Raw genomic sequence first — 26,604 nt, forward strand, 5'->3', positions numbered from 1 at the left:
CTTGTTACTGACCGAGTTGGCTTTCAACATCACGTGCTGCGCCAAAATCATCCAAATATTGATAGTGAAGAGTGGGCTTTATATTGTCGATGTTGCTTGTTTTAAAGGTGAAATCTTTTGTTCCGTGGGGCAAAAGCATGCCACCATTTTCGCTTAAGACTTTGCGGCCATCAGCAGTCTCTGCCGTAATTTGAGCGACATTAATGTGATAGGGGGAATTGTTAACAGCGGTGAGCCGGTTAGTTTTATTGTTTTTACGCCAAATTAATGCCGCAGCCGATTTGTCAGCATCCCGGGAATTCAATCCTGTAGGCCGATAAAACAGTTTAATACGACTACGAATAGCCATCTGTAGCTGGTTTTTATCAGCCAGACTTTTATCTTTTGGTGGGATATCTAATACATTAAGCCAATAGATGGATTCTTTATCTGCGGGAAGATTGTTTCCTGTAAATACAATACGTAATGTCTGGCCCTTGTTGGCCTCCATGCGAAAAACGGGAGGGAGGAGAACAAAAGGAACATTGATTTTATCCACGGCCTGATTAATGTCGCCGTCATCAATCCATGCCTGTACCAGGGCGGGTTGATTACCACGATTATCCAGCCGTACTGTCACTTCCTTTTCGGAGGACGGATATATGACACGCGTTCCAATAATGGTGACATTGGCGGAAGCAGAGGAAAAGTAAACAGATGCTAGCAGAAGTGCAGCTAAAGAATTAAGGATTTTTTTTTTCATGATGTTACTGGAATCATTCAAGAGGGAAAGAGGTGGGAGACAAGCTCCCACCATCATCAATTAAAGATAATTGATAGAATAAGTTACTGATGACGCTACGGTACCGGCAGTAGCTGCAGCAGTAGCATAGTAACGTGCAGCGTAAGTCAGAGTTGCCGCGCCGTCAGCCAGGGTTGCAGTGGTAGGAGAGGTTGACTGGTCAGTGCTACCTGCATTTAAAGTAGTACCTGCATTATCCAGCAGTTCCAGATCAACGTTAGTAGCGGTCCCGGTATTCGTCAGACGGCCATTAGCATTCACATTGGCGCCTTGTTCAAAATAGGCATAAACGTCGCCAGTTGTTGTTGAACATTCACTCAGATCAACAGTGAAACGGGTGGCACCCGCAGTTTCGCCAGCAGTTTTGAGCAAGCTTGCTGCTACAGTTGGCAATGCTACGGTTGCTGAGCTGCTGCCGCCGTTGACGCTAACTGTACAAGTCTGGCTGTCAATATTACCAGTGAAGCTGATAGTGCCATCCGATGCTTCAGCAGCATTCACCTGAGAAGCAGCCAGCAGTAAACCTAAAGCAATCATGGAGACCTTTTTCATATACTATCCTTTGTATAAATAAAATTTAAATTACATTATGTTGAATGACGTTGATCATTCGTTTTACTTCTCTGAGAGAATCATTCTCTCCAGGGAATTAGAAAAGCAGCAGACCAAAGACGACGGTAGCAGCAATGCCGACAATACCCATTCCAAAAGCATTACCATTTACCGGCGTTGCTTCAGGAATCGAATCGGGCCGTTGCCATTCGACTTTTTCTTCAGATGAAGTGCCTAACTGTTTAAAAAAATCTAGAATTAATGATGTGAACGAGCCCCCGCTGACATCTTCAATTTCTTTTGTATTTAACTCACGCATTGAATTTCCTTTATGCAGTGACTACAGATGCATTTGGATCAAATTGGTTTTCAACGATTTCATTGAACCAGGCAGATGTGGTGCTCCAGCCGTTAATCGCACCATAAAGTGCACCATCAACAAGACCCACTACGGCGCCGACAACTAATCCCACACCGCCTGAAATAATCCCTGCACCAACGATGCCACCAGCACTTCCGCCACTCATTGCCCATTTCAAGCCAAAAGCGGTAATACCCGTTACAGCGCCTACAACTACAGCACCAATAAAGTCAAAAAAACCCGCGCCTGAAACATTTTGCGTTTCAAATGATGTTAACTCTCTCACTTAATCTCTCCATCCATTTAATCTAATAATTTTTCCATTTACTTACATCACCGTCTGAAGCAAGTGGCGCTATTAAATTGATTAATTGATTCGAGTTAAATAGTAAAAAATCCATAATTTATATTTTTTTAGAAGTTCTTTGGCGTTTTTTACATTTTTATAACGCCTATGATTTTTTTTGTGCCGAGTGTTTCTGACTCAAAGCTAATCTAATTAAAATGAATAATATCAATAAATTGTAATAATTCTGCTCCTGATTTAATTAAGGATTTGTAATTATCACTCCAAATTCAGACGCTAAATTTACAGAAATTTCAAAATATCAGTCATTCATCAATTTCGTTAATTTCGCTGTTCAACTATCTGGTCATAAAAACCGTTCAATAAACTGAAGTTTGCTGCACATTTTGGAGTGTAAAACTATTTAAAAGTTAATTATAAGCATAAAAAACTAAATAAATGGCATTTTCTTATTTAAATACCTGTTTTGGGCATGATGTGGTTAACTACTGTGGCAATGAACGAACAAGAGGGAGTGTGTCAGATGCGTGTATTAACATTGAACCCAAAATGATTATTCACTTTATTACCTCAGGTGATTTTTTAATAGATTGTTGTTTTTATTTCCATAAACGATGTGATGTATAACATCTATGGTTCATATGGTAATGGAAAATACAATTTTTCAGAAATAAGTTATAAAACAATCAGGAAGCCACTGTTTGCAAGATAACGGATCTGAATCATGATCATTAAATGGTTTGTTATACGGCTTATGTTCAAATAACTAGCATTTATATCTATTTTTGGCTCAGTTTGTGGGATTGAATTTTATTAGCGTGGAATTAATATAGTTCTCCCGGTTAAGTGTCTCTTTATCGAACCATAAATTTCATGGGTTTCGTGGATGACTTTTATTAGTTGTTCTCGATCACTATAAAGAACACAACAGGCTGGTTTGAGTTACTTTTGATACTAACAAGGACCATGGAACCTTGCCTTGTAAGTCAGTTTAATTGAGTTGACAGATATGCATAGAGTGAACGCAAATTATGACCGAATTATCGACGCATTAGCTGGATATACGCATGTAGCAAATCCTGATGAGATTTCACGCGGTAAACGGCGATATCATTTAACCAAAGATAACGTACGTCGGGTTATGTTTATCATGGATGGAGACTTTTTGCTGAAGCTGAAAGGAAGAAATAAGGTGCTTAATATTTTATCTTCACCGTCAGTGGTGGGGGTGACACCTGCTTTTGATGAGTCGCCAGTATATCTGGAAAGGATAGATTATGGAAAAATCAATTACATCGAATATGATGTTTTTTGGCGATTAATTTTTGAAAAGGATTTATTTAATGATGCCATGTCTATTTTGGCATGCCAATATTCAGACTTAATGGATTACATTCAGTTATCTAAAAGTAATTCTTACGATGAAGTGACTTCTCTGATTGAGCGTTGGAATAAATTGCCCACTCATCTTAAGAGACGTTTTTCTGTTCTCTATTTGATTGAACATAGTTCCCATCTTTCAAAAAGCTCCATAAGCAGAGTTTTGAAAGACCTTAAAGAGAAAGGGGAACTCGAGTTGATTAACGGAAAATTTATCTAGCGGGCATGTGGTTTTCCTGCCTTTGGATGAGGAATAGAACGCAATATGGATATTAAAGTTATATGTTCTGATGCTGATTTTTATTTTAAGAATGGCATTTCAAAAATAATTGAAGATGCTTTGCCAACGAAAAATAAAATTTCGTTTGTCGATAAGATCAATAGCGAAAGTATATCTCAGGCAGACTTCATTATAATTAATGCTGCCCACTGGCGTCTTTATATGTGTCATCCTGCCTACCGCTTTAGAAAAAAAAGCAGTGTCCTGATTTTATTCACTGACGATGACAGTAATATTTCGTCCGAAAAATTGCCAGTCTGCTATCAATCATTGACCTGCATATCGCAGACGGAAACTGTCAGAAACGTTAAGTATAAAATCGCGAAAGCCTGGTTTTTAGCAAATGAATTAAACATTTCTTACTACAGGTCAGGTGATTGTATAAGGTGCAAGTTACCACGGATTTCATTAATTCAGCTGAGAGTGTTACATCATTTTAAAAAGGGCGATACCGTCCACCAGACTGCTAAATATCTTGGTGTGTCAGTAAAAACAGTTTATACGCATAAATATAACATTATGAGGAAGTTTTATATAAAAGGTGATTTTCTATTTTATTCCTTCATCAGACATGTTTCCCTTTTCGAGCTCTATACAGGGTCATTAAATGATGAATGAAATCACTCCAGAGGAGCGGCGTATTCGAAAATAGTACGGTAACTCAATATAAATTCATCTCATTATTAACGATGGCCATCTTGTAAGCTTGCATAGTCATGCGTGTAACTTATTGTTTATTTTTGTTTTTTAGTAGATTGTAAGAGGTAGTTATGAAAATTGAATCATCCACCAAGAACAAGAGTTTCATTATTCCCTTCAAAGTTTTTACGGGGATTTCTCTTGGGTTATTTTTAACATTATTAAGTTATATATCTGGTAATTATGCATTCGCGATGCCATTTCAGGCTCAACATGTGTCAGAAGATCAAGGGCACTGGCAAGAGCTGGATACGCACGCGCACATTATTATTTATCGCCTTGACGATGACTCGGCAAAATCATCAAAGAGCGTCGTAAATATTTTCGTTAATCATCAGTATCATACGAGTTTCTTGTCACATAATCGTGCAGTGGAGTTACTGCTTTGTCCGGGTGAAAAGGCACTCGAATTCTCGATTGGTCAGCTTGACCGCCACCGTTTTGGTAACTCTGAAAAGGTAGGGCTGGTTTCCCCAACGTTGAAATCAGGTGAACGTTACTACTATCAGGTTTCTTTAAATGACCAGGGTAAAATTGATGCCCGTCTGGTTCCTGAAAAAGAAGCTGAAGCAGCGCTGGTAAATCTACAGCCGCAAGACAGAACATTGTCCCGTGTATTGAATGAGCGTACCTGTCCTGCAGTGACCTATTCAATTAATGCAGAAGACGTATTCACACATCATAAAAACTCAACGACGTTGAGCCATGCTGGTGAAAATGCGTTGTCTTCACTAGTGAAAACTATCGAGCATGAGTTTGGTGAAATAGATGAAGTTGTTATTAAAAACTCCAGTGACATTAATGATGAAACCGCCACTACACATCCTCTTTCACAAATGCGTGCGAATACGGTCACCACATGGCTAATAAACTCTCCGCTTTTATTGCCGCAATATCATGCGAAAGGAGTAGACATTAAATCCTGCTCATTACCTTTTGATAATAAAAGAGGCGCTCAAGCTTGCCTGGAGTCTTCAAGGACTATTGATGTTGAAGTTTATGGTGTAAGAAAAAACACTCACTCCGCTTTAATAAAATAATTGGATTTATCTTTATTTAATAAGAAGGTTATCATGTTAAAAATTAATATGCGTAGTGCAAAGGGGATTACATCTTCTTTCACTGTCGAAACGAATACAGATCAGAGTACGACAATTAAAGTGCCTAATCATGGTGCATTAAATATTGAACTCATCGATAGCGCGACGGGTCATGCACCACAAATGGTGATGACTAAGCGTGTTGGTAACAATTTACTCCTCGTTATCGGCCAGGGAGATCTCGACCATCCCGATGTTATTTTTGAAGATTATTATGACAATGATAATGCTCATCTGGTAGGCCTGGGTGAAAACGGACAGTATTATGAATATGTTCCCACATCTGGCGATGTCGCTGAATACACTCCCGCTCTGACCGAAGGTAAAAGTGGTGAATTAGTACTTGGCGGTGAAGGTTATACAAGTGCTGATCCTATCCTTGCTGACGATAATCATTTCGGCTGGCTTCCTTTTATGTTGTTAGGCGGTGCGGCTGCAGCGGGGGGTATTGTTGCAGCGGTTTCCAGCAGCGGCGGCAGTGATCATCATTCTGAAAATAAAACAGTGACGGTCACTCTCGACCCCATTACTGATGCAGATCAGAACGGGCGTCCGGAATTCTCCGGGACTTCAAATACTGCTAATTCGCAGGTTGTCATTCTCTTGCCTGATGGTTCGCAAATCACCACACAAACTGACAGCGAGGGTCACTGGTCTGTTGAAGCGCCATCTTCGCAACCGAACGGGACAGTGACTGTCACGGTCACTGACAGTGAGGGTAACAGCGCAAGTCTGGTAGAAGAGTACTCTGACAACGTATTGCCTGAGTCTGCTGTTATTAACGTTAATGACAATGATCAGATGGCGGGCAAGGCAGAACCGGGCTCTACAGTCATCATTACTGATGGTGAAACCGGTGAAACAATTACCGTTGATGTTGATGAAAACGGCGACTGGAGTATCCAGCCTAACCCGGTCAATGAAGGTGACAGCGATGTAAGCATCGTCGTCGTTGATCCTGCAGGTAATGTTTCTCCTCCGACTGACGCTTCTCGTGAAGATACCACGGCGCCGGACAACGTCACTTCCGGCGTGGTGACCGACAGCATCACCCTGACCGACGACGTGGGACCGGTGACCGGCGCTATCGCGGACGGCGCGGTGACCGACGATGCGCGTCCGACCTTTGCGGGTCAGGCGACGGCGGACATTGATCACGTCAACATTTACGACAACGGCGAGCTGGCGGGCACCGCAGCGGTGGACGAAAACGGCCAGTGGAGCTGGACGCCGGAGCAGGACCTGGCGGACGGTGAGCACGATCTGACGGTCGCAGCGGTAGACGCGGCGGGCAACGAAGGTCCGCAGGCGGACGGCGGTTGGGGCTTTACCGTGGACACCACCACGGCGGTGCCGGAAATTACCGTGAACACCGAGGACGAGCTGGCGGGTAACGCCGAGCCGGGCGCGGTGATCGTGATCACCGATCCGACCAGCGACAGCGAAACCAGCGTGGTGGCGGACGAGGACGGGCACTGGAGCATCCAGCCGAACCCGCTCGCCCCGGGCGACGCGGCGGTGGTGGTTGAGGCAACCGATGAAGCGGGCAACAGCAGCAGCATCGTGATCGACGGCCCGGCCGACAGCACGGCGCCGGACAACGTCACTTCCGGCGTGGTGACCGACAGCATCACCCTGACCGACGACGTGGGCCCGGTGACCGGCGCTATCGAGGACGGCGCGGTGACCGACGATGCGCGTCCGACCTTTGCGGGTCAGGCGACGGCGGACATCGATCACGTCAACATTTATGACAACGGCGAGCTGGCGGACACCGCAGCGGTGGACGAAAACGGCCAGTGGAGCTGGACGCCGGAGCAGGACCTGGCGGACGGTGAGCACGATCTGACGGTCGCAGCGGTAGACGCGGCGGGCAACGAAGGTCCGCAGGCGGACGGCGGTTGGGGCTTTACCGTGGACACCACCACGGCGGTGCCGGAAATTACCGTGAACACCGAGGACGAGCTGGCGGGTAACGCCGAGCCGGGCGCGGTGATCGTGATCACCGATCCGACCAGCGACAGCGAAACCAGCGTGGTGGCGGACGAGGACGGGCACTGGAGCATCCAGCCGAACCCGCTCGCCCCGGGCGACGCGGCGGTGGTGGTTGAGGCAACCGATGAAGCGGGCAACAGCAGCAGCATCGTGATCGACGGCCCGGCCGACAGCACGGCGCCGGACAACGTCACTTCCGGCGTGGTGACCGACAGCATCACCCTGACCGACGACGTGGGCCCGGTGACCGGCGCTATCGAGGACGGCGCGGTGACCGACGATGCGCGTCCGACCTTTGCGGGTCAGGCGACGGCGGACATCGATCACGTCAACATTTACGACAACGGCGAGCTGGCGGGCACCGCAGCGGTGGACGAAAACGGCCAGTGGAGCTGGACGCCGGAGCAGGACCTGGCGGACGGTGAGCACGATCTGACGGTCGCAGCGGTAGACGCGGCGGGCAACGAAGGTCCGCAGGCGGACGGCGGTTGGGGCTTTACCGTGGACACCACCACGGCGGTGCCGGAAATTACCGTGAACACCGAGGACGAGCTGGCGGGTAACGCCGAGCCGGGCGCGGTGATCGTGATCACCGATCCGACCAGCGACAGCGAAACCAGCGTGGTGGCGGACGAGGACGGGCACTGGAGCATCCAGCCGAACCCGCTCGCCCCGGGCGACGCGGCGGTGGTGGTTGAGGCAACCGATGAAGCGGGCAACAGCAGCAGCATCGTGATCGACGGCCCGGCCGACAGCACGGCGCCGGACAACGTCACTTCCGGCGTGGTGACCGACAGCATCACCCTGACCGACGACGTGGGCCCGGTGACCGGCGCTATCGAGGACGGCGCGGTGACCGACGATGCGCGTCCGACCTTTGCGGGTCAGGCGACGGCGGACATCGATCACGTCAACATTTATGACAACGGCGAGCTGGCGGACACCGCAGCGGTGGACGAAAACGGCCAGTGGAGCTGGACGCCGGAGCAGGACCTGGCGGACGGTGAGCACGATCTGACGGTCGCAGCGGTAGACGCGGCGGGCAACGAAGGTCCGCAGGCGGACGGCGGTTGGGGCTTTACCGTGGACACCACCACGGCGGTGCCGGAAATTACCGTGAACACCGAGGACGAGCTGGCGGGTAACGCCGAGCCGGGCGCGGTGATCGTGATCACCGATCCGACCAGCGACAGCGAAACCAGCGTGGTGGCGGACGAGGACGGGCACTGGAGCATCCAGCCGAACCCGCTCGCCCCGGGCGACGCGGCGGTGGTGGTTGAGGCAACGGACGAAGCGGGCAACAGCAGCAGCATCGTGATCGACGGCCCGGCCGACAGCACGGCGCCGGACAACGTTACTTCCGGCGTGGTGACCGACAGCATCACCCTGACCGACGACGTGGGGCCGGTGACCGGCGCTATCGAGGACGGCGCGGTGACCGACGATGCGCGTCCGACCTTTGCGGGTCAGGCAACGGCGGACATCGATCACGTCAACATTTATGACAACGGCGAGCTGGCGGGCACCGCAGCGGTGGACGAAAACGGCCAGTGGAGCTGGACGCCGGAGCAGGACCTGGCGGACGGTGAGCACGATCTGACTGTGACGGCGGTAGACGCGGCGGGCAACGAAGGTCCGCAGGCGGACGGCGGTTGGGGCTTTACCGTGGACACCACCACGGCGGTGCCGGAAATTACCGTGAACACCGAGGACGAGCTGGCGGGTAACGCCGAGCCGGGCGCGGTGATCGTGATCACCGATCCGACCAGCGACAGCGAAACCAGCGTGGTGGCGGACGAAGACGGGCACTGGAGCATTCAGCCGAATCCGCTCGCCCCGGGCGACGCGGCGGTGGTGGTTGAGGCAACCGATGAAGCGGGCAACAGCAGCAGCATCGTGATCGACGGCCCGGCCGACAGCACGGCGCCGGACAACGTCACTTCCGGCGTGGTGACCGACAGCATCACCCTGACCGACGACGTGGGACCGGTGACCGGCGCTATCGCGGACGGCGCGGTGACCGACGATGCGCGTCCGACCTTTGCGGGTCAGGCGACGGCGGATATCGATCACGTCAACATTTATGACAACGGCGAGCTGGCGGGCACCGCAGCGGTGGACGAAAACGGCCAGTGGAGCTGGACGCCGGAGCAGGACCTGGCGGACGGTGAGCACGATCTGACGGTCGCGGCGGTAGACGCGGCGGGCAACGAAGGTCCGCAGGCGGACGGCGGCTGGGGCTTTACCGTGGACACCACCACGGCGGTGCCGGAAATTACCGTGAACACCGAGGACGAGCTGGCGGGTAACGCCGAGCCGGGCGCGGTGATCGTGATCACCGATCCGACCAGCGACAGCGAAACCAGCGTGGTGGCGGACGAGGACGGGCACTGGAGCATCCAGCCGAACCCGCTCGCCCCGGGCGACGCGGCGGCGGTGGTTGAGGCAACCGATGAAGCGGGCAACAGCAGCAGCATCGTGATCGACGGCCCGGCCGACAGCACGGCGCCGGACAACGTTACTTCCGGCGTGGTGACCGACAGCATCACCCTGACCGACGACGTGGGGCCGGTGACCGGCGCTATCGAGGACGGCGCGGTGACCGACGATGCGCGTCCGACCTTTGCGGGTCAGGCAACGGCGGACATCGATCACGTCAACATTTATGACAACGGCGAGCTGGCGGGCACCGCAGCGGTGGACGAAAACGGCCAGTGGAGCTGGACGCCGGAGCAGGACCTGGCGGACGGTGAGCACGATCTGACGGTCGCAGCGGTAGACGCGGCGGGCAACGAAGGTCCGCAGGCGGACGGCGGTTGGGGCTTTACCGTGGATACTACTGCGCCTGGTGATGACGCGTTCGGTGAAGAAAGCATTACGCTGATGGATGATGTCGGACCTGTGCAGGGTGTAATTGCCGACGGTTCGACCACTGATGACGCACGTCCGATGTATAGCGGTAGCATAAGTGCGGAAGGCAAAGCAGCCGGTGTCGTCAGCGTCAACATCTACGACAACGGCGTATTCATTAGCAGTGCACCAGTGGATGCAGAGGGCAACTGGAGCTGGACAGCGGAAAGCGCGCTGGCAAGCGGGGCTCATGCCCTGACCGTTGCAGCAGTTGATGCGGCAGGCAACGAAGGTCCGCAGGTAAGTGGCACCACCGACGAAGCTTGGGACTTCAACGTTCTGACAAGTGCCCCGGCGCAGCCAGCGATTGAGAATGTCGTTGACGATTACAGTCAGGGTGAAGATGCGGATACTGGCTTCCTGCAAAAAGGACAATCCACCAACGACAGCACGCTGACCGTGAACGGCACAGCAGGTGCGGGTCTGACGGTAATAATCTGGGCGACCGACACTGCTGGCAATAAAGTGAAAGCAGGTGAGGGCGTGGCAGATGATGAAGGTCGCTGGAGCATCACCACGACAGAACTGGGCGAGGATGGCAATTACAACTTAACGGCTACTGCGGTCAACGCAGCAGGGGTATCTTCAGCCGAAACCGGGATGTTTAATGTCGTGCTCGACACTACGGCACCTGACGCGGCTACGGCTGCATTGATGGATGACCAGGGCGCCGTGCAGGGTGAAGTTACCGATGGAGGTGTTACCGATGACCGTTCACCGGTGCTGAATGGCATGGCTGAGGCCGGCGCAATTGTGGCTGTTTATCTCGATGATAGCGAAACACCTGCGGGTAGCACGGTAGCTGTTGATGACGGCAGCTGGACGTTGCCGCTGGGTACTCTGGCTGATGGCGAGCATCATTATCAGATTAAAGTCATAGATGCAGCGGGCAACGAAACGCGTGGTGATACCGTAAGCTTCACGCTGGACAGCAGCAACGTGGAACTGACCATTGATCTTGCGAACGATGACGCTGGCAGCATTACCGGTGTTGTACTGAACAACGGTCTGACCGATGACAATACGCCGGAATTGCAAGGTACTGCGTTGCCTGGCGCGGTGGTGACCATCCGCAACGCCGCGGGTGACATACTGGGTGAGAGTACAGCGGATGCGAATGGAACCTGGCTCTTTGCCGTGCCGTTACTTTCGGACGGTGAGCACAGCTTTACGGCGCAGGTGACTAATGCTGCGGGTAACAGCAGTGAAGCGACCTTCACCCTGACGGTCGATACCACACCGCCCGAGCCAGTGATTATCCAGTCACTGGAAGATGACGTGGGAACAATCCAGTTCACATCGCCTGTAGCAGGTAATGTGACCGACGATCCGGCACCGACCTTTACCGGTACGACGGAAGTGGGATCTCTGGTCACGCTGTATGACAACGGTATCTTGCTGGCAACACTCACCGCAGATGCACAAGGTAACTGGAGCTATACACCCACCACGAATCTGCTGGAAGGCACGCACAGCATCACTGCGACGGCAACTGACGCCGCTGGCAACGTGAGTGAACTCAGCAACAGCTGGAATTTCATTCTGGACATTACTGCCGCTAATGTAGGCATTTCGGGTAACTCTGAAGAGTCGCTTGGCGGTGTGACTGAGCCGGGTGTGGTGGTTGTCGTCGTTGATAAGAACGGAACCGAATATCGCACAGTGGCAGATCAGCAGGGTAACTGGATTATTGCCCCGAACCCGGTTGCCGCCGGTGAGTCTGGCGAGATCTATACCATAGATCCTGCAGGTAATCAGGGCACACCGGTTGCATTCCAGGGATCGGCGCTTGCCAGTTATAACCTGCTCAATGAAAGCGCGCAGGTGAACACCACCACCACCGGTGATCAGCTCAACCCGGCCACCACCCGTCTCGCCGACGGCCGTATCGTGGTGGTATGGCAGGGTGACGGTAATTCCGGTACTGAGGTCTACATGCAGCTTTTCGAGGCTGACGGTGTACACAAAATAGGTACCGAGCAGCAGGTAAACCAGCGCACCGCTAACAACCAGGACAGTGCGCAGGTTATCGCCCTGACCGACGGCGGTTTCCTGATTGTTTATGAGTCCAACAACAACGGGCTCGATAACAACGGCGATGGCGTGATGGCGCGCCGCTACGGCTCCGATGGCCAGGCGGTCACCGATGAGTTCCAGGTGAACACCACCTACAGTGGTGCTCAGAACCGCCCTGGCGCAATGGCGACCGACGACGGCGGCTACATTATCAGCTGGGAAAGCCAGGGCACCAGTATCGTTCAGCGCACCTATGATGCCGACAATACGTCCGCCGCCGGAGAAGTCGTTGTGGCAACCGGCAGCAGCATGGGCGCCTCGGGTGGTCCGGAAATGGCGGCCTTCACCGACGCGGCGCACAGCGGTATGTACATCACGGTGTGGAATGCGGGCAGCGGTCCGGGCGATACCAGTGGTACCGGTATCGTCGGGCAGATTTTTGCCGCTGACGGTACGCCGCTGGGCAGCAATGTTCAGATAAACACCACCACGGACAGTTCACAGAACTATCCGGACGTCATCACCCTGAGTGACGGCAGCGTAGTGGTTTACTGGGACTCCAGCGACAGCGGTGCGAACGGCTCTGACATCCGTGCGGTGCACTATCGTGTTGATGCAGAAACCGGCGCGCTGACGCTGGTCGGCAGTGGCGACTTTATCGTCAACACTTACACCAGTGGCAAGCAGTACAAGCCGGTGGGTGTGGCGCTTGAGGATGGCGGCTACCTGCTTATCTGGGGCTCAGAAGGCGGTGACGGAGATGGCTCGGCTATCTATGCGCAGCGCTTCGACGCGAACGATAACAGAGTAGGGCGTGAGTTCCTGGTCAATACCACTACCAGCGGTAACCAGGGCAGCGGCGGGGATTCGGTGGATGCTACGCACATCTTCGATGCGGTACTGACCGAAGACGGCAGCGTGTATGTCACCTGGCAGTCCGACAACGTGGACGGTGCGGGCACCGGTATCGAAGGTATCGTGATTGACGCCGATGCGGCGTTCTACTCCGAGTACACCATCAATACCACCACTGCTGGCAACCAGACGGTGTCATCAGTGGCCAGCCTGCCGGACGGCGGCGCAATCGTGGTGTGGCAGTCGGCAAACGGCGATGGTTCCGGTACCGGCATTAAAGGGCAGTTGCTGGATGCGAAGGGCCAGCCGGTCGGCGCAGAGTTTACTGTGAATACCACGACGGCAGGCGATCAGCTGACGCCGCAGGTCACGGTGCTTACCGACGGCAGCTTCCAGGTGGTCTGGAGCACCGGCTCGGGCGCAACCATCAAGGGTCAGGGCTTCGGCTACAGCTATGACAGCGAAGGCAACGTGAACGGCGTGGCGGCGGACGGCGCGGAGTACAGCGTCAACACCGGTACCACGGCAACCAAACAAACGGAACCGGCTATCACCGCGCTGGAGGATGGCGGTTATCTGGTGGTTTGGCAGGCGAACGTCAGTGGTAACTGGGTGATATACAGCCGGCAGTACGATGCCAGCGGCGTTCCGGTCACCGGCGAAACCGTGCTGATCACTACCACCCTGAGCGTGAATGGGGTACTGGGCGTCGGCGCCGACTGGCAACCGTTGCCGTCTGTTGCGGTACTGGAGAATGGCCAGGTCGCCATCACCTACACGGTGAAAGGCACCGGTTATGACGTGGGCGTGAGCATTTATGATCCGTCGAGCCATGCTGTGTTAACGAGTTTTGTGGCGAACCAGACGCTGACCAGCGATCAGGCCTCACCTGCGGTGAGCGCGCTGGACAACGGAAACTATGTCGTGACCTGGGATTCTAAAGACACCAGCGGGCCGGATCAGAATGGCCTTAGCGTCTGGGGCCGCATTTATGCGGCGGATGGCACCGCGGTTACCGATGAGTTCATTATCAACACCGCGACGGCCGGCGACCAGCATCTGGCACGCGTGGTGAGTCGCCCTGATGGCAGCTTCGTGGCGGTGTTCCTTTCGGCCACCGATACCCTGCCGGGTGCAGGTACCAACGGTATCTATGCGCAGTATTTTGATGCGGCGGGTAACAAGGTGGGGCAGCAGATGCAAATCCACCAGCTGACCTACGGCGCTCAGGTAGAGATTGATGCGACTTTCCTGGAAGGCGGTCAGCTGTATGTGACCTGGACCGATCAGGGCGTGGGTGACGGTGATGGCTCAGCAATCAAAGGACGCGTAGTCGACCTGGTGGAAACCCTGGGGCTTGAGCAGTTAACCCCGAACAATGACGATCCGACCAGCATTGACTATCAACCTGCGACGACGCCAATCTCCAATGATACGGATGTGTTGCCGCCAAATGTGGGTATCTCAACCAACACTAAAGAGACGCTGGGTGGCCAGACTGAAGCCGGCGCGACCGTCACAGTGACGGATGCAGACGGAAAGATCTATTCAACCGTAGCGGATGCTGATGGTGTATGGAAGATCGAACCTAACCCGCTGAGTGTAGGCGAAAATGGCACCATCACGGCGACGGATGCAGCGGGTAATGAGAGTCAGCCTGTTTTGATCTCCGGCGCTGCACTGAGTTCTTATGACCTGCTCAATGAAAGTGCGCAGGTGAACACCACCACCACCGGTGACCAGCTCAACCCGGCCACCACCCGTCTCGCCGACGGCCGTATCGTGGTGGTATGGCAGGGCGCAGGTACCTCCGGAACCGAAGTTTACATGCAGCTTTTCGAGGCTGACGGTGTACACAAAATCGGAACCGAGCAGCAGGTAAACCAGCGCACCGCTAATAACCAGGACAGTGCGCAGGTTATCGCCCTGACTGACGGCGGTTTCCTGATCGTCTATGAGTCCAACAACAACGGGCTGGATAACAACGGCGATGGCGTGATGGCGCGCCGCTACGGCTCCGATGGGCAGGCGGTCTCCGACGAGTTCCAGGTGAACACCACCTACAGTGGTGCCCAGAACCGTCCGGGCGCAATGGCGACCGACGACGGCGGCTACATTATCAGCTGGGAAAACCAGGGTACCAGCATCGTGCAACGTACCTATGATGCGGACAACGAGCCAACCACCGGTGAGGTGGTTGTGGCAACCGGCAGCAGCATGGGCGCCTCGGGTGGTCCGGAAATGGCGGCCTTCACCGACGCGGCACACAGCGGTATGTACATCACGGTGTGGAATGCGGGCAGTGGTCCGGGCGATACCAGTGGTACCGGTATCGTCGGGCAGATTTTTGCCGCTGACGGTACGCCGCTGGGCAGCAATGTTCAGATAAACACCACCACGGACAGTTCACAGAACTATCCGGACGTCATCACCCTGAGTGACGGCAGCGTAGTGGTTTACTGGGACTCCGGCGACAGCGGTGCGAACGGCTCTGACATCCGTGCGGTGCACTACCGTGTTGATGCAGAAACCGGCGCGCTGACGCTGGTCGGCAGTGGCGACTTTATCGTCAATACCTACACTACCGGCAAGCAGTACAAGCCGGTGGGTGTGACGCTTGAGGATGGCGGCTACCTGCTTATCTGGGGCTCAGAAGGCGGTGACGGAGATGGCTCGGCTATCTATGCGCAGCGCTTCGACGCGAACGATAACAGAGTAGGACGTGAATTCCTGGTGAACACCACCACCAGCGGTAACCAGGGCACCGGCGGCGACTCCATCGACGCCACGCACATCTTCGATGCGGTACTGACCGAAGACGGCAGCGTGTATGTCACCTGGCAGTCCGACAACGTGGACGGTGCGGGTACCGGTATCGAAGGTATCGTGATTAATGTGGATGCGGCTTTTTACTCCGAGTACACCGTTAACACGACCACTGCCGGCAATCAGACGGTCTCATCCGTTGTCGGTCTGCCAGACGGCGGCGCTATCGTGGTGTGGCAGTCGGCAAACGGTGATGGTTCCGGTACCGGCATTAAAGGGCAGTTGCTTGATGCGAAGGGCCAGCCGGTCGGCGCAGAGTTTACTGTGAATACCACGACGGCAGGCGATCAGCTGACGCCGCAGGTAGCGGTGCTGGCAGACGGCAGCTTCCAGGTGGTATGGAGCACGGATTCAGGCGGCCATATTAAAGGCCAGGGCTACACCTACAGCTACGACAGCAGCGGTAATGTCAGCGGCGTCGTTGCTGACGGCGCAGAGTACAATGTCGACTCCGGTACTGCCGCAAGCAAAATGCGTGTTCCGGCGATCACTGGCCTGGACGATGGCGGTTATCTGGTCGTCTGGGAAGCGAGCCTGAACGGTTCATGGGTGGTCTACGGCCGTCAGTATGACGCCAGCGGAACGCCGGTTACGGCCGAAACCGTACTGGTCAATACTGGTCTGAACCCGAACGCTATCATAGGTGAATGGGAGCCGCTGCCGTCGGTTGCGGTACTGGAGAATGGTCAGGTCGCCATCACCTACACGGTGAAAGGCACCGGTTATGACGTAGGCGTGTCGGTTTACGATCCGTCGAGCCACGTAGTGTTAACGAGCTTTGTGGCGAACCAGACGCTGACCAGCGATCAGGCTTCACCGGCTGTGAGCGCCCTGGACAACGGTAACTATGTCGTGACCTGGGATTCAAAAGATAACACCGGGCCGGACCAGAATGGCCAGAGCGTCTGGGGCCGCATTTATGCGGCGGACGGTACGGCGCTGACCGGTGAGTTCCTGATTAACACGACGACGGCCAGCGATCAGAGTATGGCGCGCGTGGTGAGCCAGACAGACGGCAGTTTTGTGGTTGTGTTCCTCTCGGATACCGATACGGCACCGGGCGCAGCTACCAGCGGTATCTACGCGCAGTACTTTGATGCGGCGGGTAACAAGGTGGGGCAGCAGATGCAGATCCATCAGCTGACCTACGGTGCTCAGGTGGAAGTTGATGCAACCTTCCTGGAAGGCGGTCAGCTGTATGTGACCTGGACCGATCAGGGCGTAGGTGACGGCGATGGCTCAGCAATCAAAGGCCGTTTAGTCGACCTTAATGAGACGTTGGGGCTGACTACTGAAACCGGCGCAACGCATATTGAGTATCAACCTGCGCAGTACGACCTCAATGGCACTGCAGACAGCGATGTGCTTGATGCTCGCGGCGCGAACTCAGTCGATGCGAAAGAGGGTGATGACACAATAGTCGTTAACAGCACTAACTTCACCAGTATCAAAGGTGGAGAAGGGCACGATACGTTAGTCTGGGATTCTAATAATGACTTAGAACTTGGCAGTGTCTCGAATAAAGTGAGTGGAATTGAAACTATCCACATGGGTAATAATACGGCGCAAACATTATTTATTAATGTTAATGATGTACTCGAGCTCACCAAAGAAAATGGTGATGAGGCCAATACGTTACGTATTACCGGTGATGTGGGTGATTCAAACTCTAATAATGCGAGTGATACTGTCAGTATTAATAAGTCGGAGTGGACAACGACAACGTCGCAAACTGAGAATGGTGTAAATTATGATGTATACACAAGCAATGATGACGCTACCGTCAAGCTGTTAATTCAGCATGGCTTAAACGTTATCTAATCTTAATGGCGGTAGCGAAGGCTACCGCCATTTCTTCATTCGTTGCTATTTTTCTTCCTGTTGCTGATACCTTCACCGATTTTTAACAGTTGGCGTATGTTCACATTTTTGGAACAAAAATGTAAATAAGAGCCCATTTTAAGGATTTAAAATCCATATATGGACTTTTTGCAGAATTAACGTTGTAGGTGATGCTCGGGTCGTTACAAGATATGCCATCGCAGTATTTGTCTGGTGGCAGTGTAAATAGCCAGTTTCACTCACTAGTTATTTTTGAGTTAATTATGAATGCAATCTTCTTGGCACTAAAATCGAAATTACCTTTGCGCAGTCTGATAATAGTGGGTTTGTTTTTTAATCCTTTATTAAATGCCCGCGCTACTGACTTTATTGAATTGCTACGTATGACGGCTGAACATCCTTCTGTGCGGTCCGGGATATCAACCAGCGCAGGTGCATATTATGATATCGAGCAGGCTAAAGCAGCTGATGGTTTTCAAATAAGTACGGGTGTGAGTAGCGTAGGATATACAGGGCAACCGGGTTATGAAAGTAATCCACTGTCGCCCCATATTTCTATCAGTAAATTACTTTATGACCATGGGCGTACCGCTGCCAGTGTTGCCGGAAAACAGGCCGCCTATTCTATGCAACAGGCACAAGTCAATGTGACGCGTGAGAGCCTTAATCAACAAGTTCTCTCGTTGTTCACCTCTGCCGCGACGAATGCCAAAGTTGTCGCTGTGCTCGATAAAGAGATCGCAGCGCTACAAGATCTGTTGAACAGGGTGCAGGCAATTGCCAGAGTTGACAGTGGTCGTGGGTCTGAGATCAATCAGGTGGAAACGCGGCTCAATGCCGTGATAGCCAGTCGTGAAATGAATTTCACAACCTACATGCAGGCACAGCAACAGCTTAGTGCGCTGCTCAATAATGACATCGTACTTACCCGTGATCTTCCTGACCTGAAAAAGACAGGGCTGTTACCCGCGTCTTTGGAACAGGCGCAGCAAGTGTTGAAAGAAAATCCCAGCTGGATGGTCTCACGTCAACGTAAAGAAGAGGCTAAAGCCGCTGTTGAGCTGGCCTCAAAGTGGAACCGTCCGAAATGGAATGTGCAGCTTAGTTTGGATAGCCCAAAACGCAATGGAGAAATGGAACCCTTCAAGGCCGTGACGTTGCAGGTGAGCAGCGATATCAGCTTATGGGACGGGGGTGCCGGCCGTGCAAACGCAAATGCAGAAACGCAGCGCTTAATTGCCGCTGAAGCAGATCAGGATGCAACTTTCCGAAGCTTAAAACAGCAACTGGATCAGTTGTGGGTCTCATTGCCTTTGCGTGAGCGACAAATAAACGCGTTGCAACGGCAATCCGAAACCGCGCTAAAAACCTGGAAAGCAGGGGAAGTGCAGTTTTTCGCTGGCCAGCGCCCTTTAACCGATCTGATTTCCTTTGCCACGGATTACTACACCAGCCTGGCCAGTTATCAGGAGCAGCAAATGCAATACCTGGCAACGCAATGGCAGATTGTCGCCGCTTTGGGCAAAACAAGTGAACTGGCGCAAAAGGTGAACTCATTACCCGCCAACACTATTCAGCCTGTGCACTGAGCCTATTTTCAATAAAGGGTATGCATGCCGTGAGATCTTTCCGCTTGTCGCCATGCCACCCTGAATTCATTGTCCAGAGGACAACATCGTGACTGATATAACTACCGGGCCTGCGGGCTCTGAAATGAATGCTGACAGCGAGCAGAATACAGGAGCCAACACTCAGGAATCGCTGTTGCTCGCTTTGCAAAGTGCGTTACGCCTGTTTGACGTACGACTTACCTTAAATAACTTACGTGCTGATATGCCCGCTTTCTCATCGCGTGATGAGCTTGCCGATCAAAATCAGTGGGTACTGAATGCTTTACAGAGTCGCGGCATCAGTGCGGCCTGGCAAAAAATAGATCTGGCTGATGTAAAAAACTTTGTTCTGCCTGCGGTGATGCGTCTTGATACCGGCTACTGCGTTCTTACAAAATTCAGCGAAAAAAGCTGCGCCATTATCGACCCCTCACTGGGCAGCCAGCCTGTTGAGGTTGATTTTTCACGACTGGCTCAACATTACTGCGGCGAATTGCTGCTGCTTCGCCCTAAGTCCTATCTCGATCACCGTGCTGATGACATTGTCAGCGTAGGCGAAGGACATTGGTTCTGGCATACCTTGTGGGGTTTTAAGCGTTACATATATGAAGCCGCAGCCCTGTCAGTGGTGATTAATCTGCTGGTTCTGGCCATGTCGATTTTTACTATGACGGTCTATAACCGCGTATTGCCTAATCAGACCTATATCACGCTCTGGACCATGGCGATCGGTGTGACGCTGGCCTTATTGTTTGAACTGGCAGCGCGTTTAGGCCGTGCCTGGATCACCGACCGGGCCGGTAAAAAAATTGACCTGGTACTCGGTGCCCAGCTCTTCCGTCACGTTCTCAATGGCAAAATGTCGAACCGGACACAATCAAGCGGGGCGTTTGGCAATGTCATGCAAAGTTTCGACAGCGTTCGGGAACTGACGACCTCAGCGGCACTCACTACCGTGGCCGACCTGCCATTTGTCTTATTATTTCTGGTGGTGATCCATCTGGTGGCCGGGCCACTTGTATGGTGTGTCATCCTGATCCTGCTAATTATTGTGGCGATGGTTTTGCTGATGCAAATCCCTTTAAAGCGCCATGCTGAAGCCTCAATGAAAATCGGCAGTAACCGTTACGGTTTGGTAATTGAGTCGCTGGATAATCTCGAAACGATCAAAGTGCTGCGCGCTGAAAATCTGGTGGCATCAAAACATGACGTGGCAAGCGTCAAACTCTCCTATGTGAATATGAAGTCACGTTTTCTGGCCACTATGGGGTCGAGCATCATACAGACCACTCAGCAGTTCGGTACCGTTATTTTGCTGGTATGGGGGGCTTATCTGGTCGGTGATGGTGATATTTCAATGGGGGGGATTATTGCCACCATGACCCTGATGGGGCGCGCCATTATGCCGATTGCAACCTTAGCCGCGCTCGGTCTGCGTATCCAGCAGGCGAAGACCTCACTGGCGATCCTTAATAAGGTCATGCAGGCGCCGACAGAACGTGAAAAAGACAAAGTGTATGTGCAACTGCCGCAGGGTAGCCAGACAGAAATCGACTGTAAGGGAATATCCTTCCATTACAAAGATGATTTACCGGCAGTCGTGGAGCAACTTGACGTCCGGTTCCGTCAGGGAGAGCGCGTAGCCATCCTTGGAAAAATGGGCAGCGGAAAATCATCACTCCTTCGCTTACTGGTCGGGCTCTATCCGCTCAGTACGGGCACCATTACTGTTGCCGGGGTGGATCTACGACAAATAGAGCCGGTGGAATTACGTACGCGTATTGCACTGGTCAACCAGGATCCCCGCTTTATGTATGGGACCTTACGCGACAACCTGGTGATGGGAGCCCCCTACGCCAGTGATGAAGAACTCATGGCTGCGGTTAAAATGACCGGCGTCAGCGACATTATAGCGGCACATCCGATGGGGTTCGGTATGCCGGTAAGTGAACGTGGTGAGAACTTCTCGGGTGGCCAAAAGCAGGCTATTGCATTGGCGCGCGCCATATTATCCAACCCTGACGTCTTGCTACTGGATGAGCCAACATCGGGTATGGATATGGGCTCTGAACGCATGATCCTGCAGGCGCTGATCCCTGCGATGGAAGGACGAACGGTCATTATTGTTACGCACCGTCCCGCTGTTTTGAAATATGTCGACCGGGTCATTGTCATGGATAACGGCATTAAGGTCGCTGATGGTCCCCGGGACGAAATTATCGACCTGTTGAACAGCGGGAAAATACCGGCTGCATCAGTACTGCGTTCTGCAGCCAAACCTGCTGGTGTCGAGATAAGTACAGATAATGCACGTCAGTCTGACGAGGTAACAGCATGAGTAAAATATCTAATAAAGCTAAAGGCCAAGGCAAAGACCTGGCGGATCGTACGGCCAGTGACATGGTACTGGCAGCCCGACAAGATCGTTGGGAAGGCTGGCTCTTTATCGCCTGGGGAGGCGTGACATTAATGGTACTGGCTGTGCTATGGGCGGCGAATTTTAACATTGAAGAGGTGACGACAGGATCTGCCAAAATCGTGCCGAGTTCCCATGAACAGGTGCTGCAAAGTCTTGAGGGCGGTATTTTGCAGGAACTGATGGTACATGAGGGGGACACTGTTGAGAAAGGGCAGCCGTTGGCCAAAATCGATCCTACCAGGGCACAAGCATCCTTTCGTGAAAGTGCTAACCGCTTGCTGGCCCTCCAGGCTCAGGCCGCACGTCTTGAAGCTGAGGCGTCGGGACACGATTTGATTTTTCCAGCGAAGGTGATGCAACAACCTGAGTTAGTGGCGCGGGAAACGGATGCATGGAATCTGCGCAAACGCGCGCTGGATGAGTCAATCGCAGGCTATCTGAGATCAAAGACGTTATTGCAAAAAGAACTGGTGATGGCCCGCGAGCTTTCAGCTAAATCATTGTTGTCGAAAACTGAAGTCTTGAAGCTTGAACGACAGGCGAATGATGCCGAATTGCAGATTACTGAGCGACAAAATCGTTATCACAACGAAGCGAATGATGAATTGTCGAAAGTAGAAGTCGAAATGACCAGTCTGCAAGAGACCGCTATGGGGCGACAAGATACTCTCGAACGAACTGAGGTGCGGTCACCGGTGCGCGGTATTGTGAATCGCATTAATATCAATACGATTGGCGGCGTTATTCAGCCAGGCTCATCGATTATGGAAGTGACACCGCTGGATGACCAGTTGCTTGTAGAGACACGGATCAGACCTTCTGATGTTGCTTTTCTGGCCCCGGGACAAGCGGCGGTAGTAAAAATTTCTGCCTACGATTACTCCATCTATGGCGGTCTGGAAGGGCATGTTCAGAGTATAAGTCCGGGAGCGCTTAAGGATGAAGAAAGCAAAACTGCAAGAAAACCGGGTGCAGACGATACTTATTATCGGGTCATGGTGCTGACGGAAAGCAACACTCTGACCAAGAGTGGAAGTCAGGAACTGCGTGTAATCCCCGGCATGACGGCCACAGTTGATATCCGTACGGGTGAAAAAAGTTTATTACAATATCTTCTGCGTCCTTTATTACGTGTTCAGGAGGCATTTCGCGAGAAGTAATGTCGAGAAGTTATATCAAGAACTAATTTCGAAAAGTCATATCCAGGCAATCGTCGATATTACTAAGGAATGCAACAGCAGGACGATTTGTAACGAAGATGAAAATGTTGATGACAGCGAAAGTCCACATTGACTTTGGGTTATTTAATAAACCCGGACAACCTGAATAACGTAGATGAAAAAAGCCAGCATATTTGCTGGCTTTTTCATAACCTGTTATGACGTTATTTTAAAATAATAATCCGACTAACATCAATTTCAACCTGGCGGTCATCGCGGTCAATTTCTCCATTAATCCGTACTTTTTTACCTATGAAGTAGCGGTCATCATCATCATCGTCTTCGTCTATATCAATCCTAATCTTGCCCGTTGGATCCTGAAGCCAGTAGTGGTCATCATCCGCGCGGCTACTGATGGTACCTGTCAGGGTAACATGTCGGTCATCACGCATGTTTTTTGCCTCGGCGATCGACACTTCCTGTTGCGCTAAAGCAGATGTGGAATACAGCGCTGCAAGAGTAAGTAATTGATATTTGTTCATTTATAGCTCCTTTGGTAAATATAAACAGCCTTGTCTGGTTGGGGCCTGATTAGAAACTGAAACGATAACCGGCATTGATTTGACGTTGGTTGAAGCGTTGACCGTCAAGAATATCTGCTTCAAGAAAAACGGTATGGTTGCTGAGTTGAGCGCTTACACCGGCACCATTATTCCAGCCATTTCCTTTAAAAGAGATTTTCTCTGTTGAGCCATTTAAGGCATAAGATGCATTGCCAGAGAATTCGCGCATCATCCCTGATTTGATATAGGTATTGAGTTTGTAATCATTTTGATTGATTTCATAACCGGCAACTAAGTCGGCGCGGCTCACCAGTGTTTTATAATTTGACAAGTCGATGTTCAGCCCGTTAGAGGCACGCACTGAGCTGCCATTCTGATGCCCCGCGGTGAACTGGAGTTGAGGTTCAAGATAAAAACCCGCACCGTTGCTGGAAAAACTTATTTTCTTTCCAGCTTCCAATGACACACTCATGCCAGAAGAAACGCCGTTGCCCGATACTGCATTATTCTGCGTATCGTTGACTGAAAACTGGTTTCTCATGCGATTGAACTTCATCACCCCATCAATGTAATAACCTGCATCATTCAGCCATGTTCCGTATAAACCAAAATGTTCAGACTTTGTGGTACCGCTGCCCCGGTTATAGTTCGGAGAGCCTTCGGTCATCCCCATAAACAGACCCAGATAGACCGGCAAATCTTCTGAAATACGTTTATCAACGCCAAACTGATAGCCGCTGTAATTCAAACTGAAATCACTTAACTTGCCATTGACAAAGCCGCTAAAACGTCCGTCTACACCACGCAGCCAGACATTTCCTTCCGTTTTACCCTGACGCACATCCCCCATGCGTTGCATCAAAGTTTGCATTTCGGCATAACTCATCAGATATCCAATATTAAGGAACTGAGCCCCTGCATTGGCAGAACTGGTAATGACAGATTGACGCTCGGAGTCAGCCGCCGTACCCGGACTTGTTGTATCAGCAGTTGACGCCGGCGTTACATCTCCATTATTTACCGTTGTCGCATCAGTTGCCGCAGCGGTATCGCTTGCAGTATCCGTATCAGCGGGCAGGGGGGTAACAGCAGAGTTGCTATCTTCGGTTTTTGATGACGAAAGGACCCAGTTAGTGCCCTGCTGATTGACGGTATAGACATAGCCGCCCAGCTCAACTTCTGAATTGCCTTTGAAAGTGGCAATACCGTCAGGCGTTTCAACCACGGTCAGTACTTCATTACCTGTGGTGACGGCACTGCCTCTGTTTTCAATGGTCAGGCCGTAAACGCCAGCACTGCTTTCTGTTACTACAATCTTATCGCCAATGTTGTTGAGCCCCTCACCGTCACCCGCAAGATTTGTACGCAGCGCAAAATTACCTGTGCCACTGAGGTTGGCAACAGTCAGCGTCGAGTAGGTGTTGTCGTCAGTTGCGGCGGTCAGATCGACCAGAGAATTGCTTAATTGCAAATTATCTAGAGTGGAACTGCTCGCTATACGCCATTCGCTGTCGGTTAAATTGACGTTCAGGTGGCCGCCATTAACATTGTCACTGACAGCACTGCCGGACCATAGCGAGCCAGAGGTAAAGTTAAGATCGATTAACCCCCCAAGAGATTCAATACTGCCGTTAATATCCATCTTGCCATCGGCAGAAATGACGCTGGGTGAATAGCCATCATTATGCTGGGTGGCCATTGCGATACCTTCTGGCGAACCCATGTCAATGGTGAGACCATCCTGAAGATTTACGACACCGTCTGCCATCGCATATACGCCGATGGTATTGTCCGCAGAACCGGTAATCGTTAACCCACTACCGTTTATTGTGCCGCCAGTGGCCCAAAGACCCAGCCCCATGCTGTCTGCTGTGTTAATGGCAATGTCAGTGTTTTCGAGATTAATTGTCGAACCCGCCGACTGTGCTGAAACCGCATAGGAGCCTGCTGACTGAACGGTGTTGCGCTCCTCTTCACTACCAAAGAAATTGACTGTTGCGCTGTCCCCCAAGGCGACAATTCCGCCACTTTGAGCAGAGGAAACGACGCTGCCAGCTCCGATAGTGGCCTCCCCGTTATCCCGGACGGACAAGCCTGCGGAAGTCGTGCCTGACGTGCTGATGGTCAAATGGTCAGCGGTTAAATTGCCTAAGTTCCATATGCCTGCAGAGGTATTACCGGTGGTAATGATAGTTGAATTACTGCCCAGATCGACTGAACTATTCTCCTGAATATTGATACCCTGAGAGCTATTACCCAGAGTGTTGATAGTCAGGTGATTTGCTGTGAGGGTTGAAGAACCCTCGCTGGCCAGGCCCGAAAGTGCGTCGATCTGAATGCCATGGCTACTGGTGCCATTTGTCTGAATAACGCTATTGTCTCCGAGATTGGCCTGACTTCCGTAACCGGAAATGTGCAATGCGACTCCGCTCGTTCCCTGAGTAGAGATTTGTAATTGGTCAGCAACCAGAGACGATGCATTGCTTATTGTTATTCCATCAGCGAATCCGTCGCCGGTGCCAACGATGCTTACTGAGGTGCCTGATCCTAAATCAGCGCTGGATTTATTGCCGTTAAGCTCAATACCGGTTGCTGTTTTTCCAGAGACATTGATAGTCAGTTTGTCCGCGGTGAGGCTGCTATTATCGCTATTTAAAATAATGCCTTGAGCAAAGTGATCGGCATCTGTGACCCGAACCGTGCTACCACTACCCACCGCAACTGTGCCCGTTGTCGCTTTAGGAACAAGGATACCGTAGCGTCCACCGCCGGATGACAGGTCAGCGATGAGTGTCGTGCCGTCCGATAAACTGATCGCACTCCCTGTCTGGCTGCCGGTCACCGCGGCGTAACCTGTACCCGTTATCGCACCTATTCCGCTAACCAGCATTAATGCTTTGGTTAGCCTGCTCACTTCAAACTTATTATTCATGTCTGTATCTCTTCCG

Annotated in this window: 13 protein-coding genes; 7 read left to right on the forward strand and 6 right to left on the reverse strand. The window is 51.9% G+C overall.

Translation table 11 applies throughout. The annotated features are described in order from the left end of the window. Positions 1-4: 4 nt before the first annotated feature. The 4 genes from CKQ54_RS22785 to CKQ54_RS22800 all read right to left on the reverse strand — a co-directional run bounded on the left by CKQ54_RS22785 (position 5) and on the right by CKQ54_RS22800 (position 1,980). On the reverse strand, positions 5-742 hold the full coding sequence (locus CKQ54_RS22785; RefSeq protein ID WP_120162263.1) for a fimbrial biogenesis chaperone: 738 nt from the start codon (positions 740-742) through the stop codon (positions 5-7). A 60-nt stretch (positions 743-802) separates the two neighbouring features. Further along, positions 803-1,333 carry a fimbrial protein gene (locus CKQ54_RS22790; protein WP_120162264.1) on the reverse strand — a complete coding sequence of 177 codons (531 nt, stop codon included), beginning with the start codon at positions 1,331-1,333 and terminating at the stop codon, positions 803-805. 97 nt (positions 1,334-1,430) lie between these two features. Further along, positions 1,431-1,652 (reverse strand): hypothetical protein, encoded by a 222-nt coding sequence (locus tag CKQ54_RS22795; RefSeq protein ID WP_120162265.1) that lies wholly within the window; start codon positions 1,650-1,652, stop codon positions 1,431-1,433. 10 nt (positions 1,653-1,662) lie between these two features. Next, a complete protein-coding gene (locus tag CKQ54_RS22800; protein WP_120162266.1) occupies positions 1,663-1,980 on the reverse strand; it encodes a hypothetical protein in 318 nt (105 codons plus the stop codon). A gap of 1,030 nt (positions 1,981-3,010) precedes the next feature. Here CKQ54_RS22800 and CKQ54_RS22805 point away from each other — a divergent pair. From CKQ54_RS22805 to CKQ54_RS22835, 7 genes are all read left to right on the forward strand, one after another. Further along, entirely contained in the window at positions 3,011-3,601 is a 591-nt protein-coding gene (locus CKQ54_RS22805) for a helix-turn-helix domain-containing protein (RefSeq protein ID WP_120162351.1), read from the forward strand. Positions 3,602-3,646: 45 nt separating this feature from the next. Beyond that, positions 3,647-4,279 (forward strand): helix-turn-helix transcriptional regulator, encoded by a 633-nt coding sequence (locus tag CKQ54_RS22810; protein WP_120162267.1) that lies wholly within the window; start codon positions 3,647-3,649, stop codon positions 4,277-4,279. A gap of 152 nt (positions 4,280-4,431) precedes the next feature. Then, positions 4,432-5,400, forward strand: coding sequence for a hypothetical protein (locus CKQ54_RS22815; protein WP_120162268.1), 969 nt, complete (start codon positions 4,432-4,434; stop codon positions 5,398-5,400). 33 nt (positions 5,401-5,433) lie between these two features. Further along, positions 5,434-17,883 carry an Ig-like domain-containing protein gene (locus tag CKQ54_RS22820; protein WP_120349709.1) on the forward strand — a complete coding sequence of 4,150 codons (12,450 nt, stop codon included), beginning with the start codon at positions 5,434-5,436 and terminating at the stop codon, positions 17,881-17,883. Between the two features lie 212 nt (positions 17,884-18,095). Continuing rightward, positions 18,096-19,493: a TolC family protein gene (locus CKQ54_RS22825; RefSeq protein ID WP_167459680.1), complete on the forward strand. Its 1,398-nt coding sequence runs from the start codon at positions 18,096-18,098 to the stop codon at positions 19,491-19,493. A gap of 88 nt (positions 19,494-19,581) precedes the next feature. Further along, entirely contained in the window at positions 19,582-21,852 is a 2,271-nt protein-coding gene (locus CKQ54_RS22830; RefSeq protein ID WP_120162271.1) for a type I secretion system permease/ATPase, read from the forward strand. Then, a complete protein-coding gene (locus CKQ54_RS22835; RefSeq protein WP_120162272.1) occupies positions 21,849-23,093 on the forward strand; it encodes an HlyD family type I secretion periplasmic adaptor subunit in 1,245 nt (414 codons plus the stop codon). The genes CKQ54_RS22830 and CKQ54_RS22835 overlap by 4 nt, the downstream gene beginning before the upstream one ends. A gap of 224 nt (positions 23,094-23,317) precedes the next feature. Here the strand turns inward: CKQ54_RS22835 and CKQ54_RS22840 are convergent, their stop codons facing one another. Beyond that, the gene (locus tag CKQ54_RS22840) at positions 23,318-23,635 is read right to left on the reverse strand and encodes a NirD/YgiW/YdeI family stress tolerance protein (RefSeq protein ID WP_120162273.1); all 318 of its coding nucleotides are present in this window, start codon (positions 23,633-23,635) and stop codon (positions 23,318-23,320) included. 49 nt (positions 23,636-23,684) lie between these two features. After that, positions 23,685-26,588, reverse strand: a complete 2,904-nt coding sequence (locus CKQ54_RS22845; RefSeq protein ID WP_120162274.1) for an autotransporter outer membrane beta-barrel domain-containing protein — start codon at positions 26,586-26,588, stop codon at positions 23,685-23,687. Positions 26,589-26,604 lie beyond the last annotated feature (16 nt).

It is taken from the genome of Rahnella variigena, assembly GCF_003610915.1.
GTDB classification, from domain to species: Bacteria; Pseudomonadota; Gammaproteobacteria; order Enterobacterales; family Enterobacteriaceae; genus Rahnella; species Rahnella variigena.

What these genes read in the sequence shown, in the direction of transcription:
- CKQ54_RS22785 (WP_120162263.1), bottom strand. Translation starts at nt 742, where the DNA reads ATGAAAAAAAAAATCCTTAATTCTTTAGCTGCACTTCTGCTAGCATCT.
- CKQ54_RS22790 (WP_120162264.1), bottom strand. Translation starts at nt 1,333, where the DNA reads ATGAAAAAGGTCTCCATGATTGCTTTAGGTTTACTGCTGGCTGCTTCT.
- CKQ54_RS22795 (WP_120162265.1), bottom strand. Translation starts at nt 1,652, where the DNA reads ATGCGTGAGTTAAATACAAAAGAAATTGAAGATGTCAGCGGGGGCTCG.
- CKQ54_RS22805 (WP_120162351.1), top strand. Translation starts at nt 3,011, where the DNA reads ATGCATAGAGTGAACGCAAATTATGACCGAATTATCGACGCATTAGCT.
- CKQ54_RS22810 (WP_120162267.1), top strand. Translation starts at nt 3,647, where the DNA reads ATGGATATTAAAGTTATATGTTCTGATGCTGATTTTTATTTTAAGAAT.
- CKQ54_RS22815 (WP_120162268.1), top strand. Translation starts at nt 4,432, where the DNA reads ATGAAAATTGAATCATCCACCAAGAACAAGAGTTTCATTATTCCCTTC.
- CKQ54_RS22820 (WP_120349709.1), top strand. Translation starts at nt 5,434, where the DNA reads ATGTTAAAAATTAATATGCGTAGTGCAAAGGGGATTACATCTTCTTTC.
- CKQ54_RS22825 (WP_167459680.1), top strand. Translation starts at nt 18,096, where the DNA reads ATGCCATCGCAGTATTTGTCTGGTGGCAGTGTAAATAGCCAGTTTCAC.
- CKQ54_RS22835 (WP_120162272.1), top strand. Translation starts at nt 21,849, where the DNA reads ATGAGTAAAATATCTAATAAAGCTAAAGGCCAAGGCAAAGACCTGGCG.
- CKQ54_RS22840 (WP_120162273.1), bottom strand. Translation starts at nt 23,635, where the DNA reads ATGAACAAATATCAATTACTTACTCTTGCAGCGCTGTATTCCACATCT.
- CKQ54_RS22845 (WP_120162274.1), bottom strand. Translation starts at nt 26,588, where the DNA reads ATGAATAATAAGTTTGAAGTGAGCAGGCTAACCAAAGCATTAATGCTG.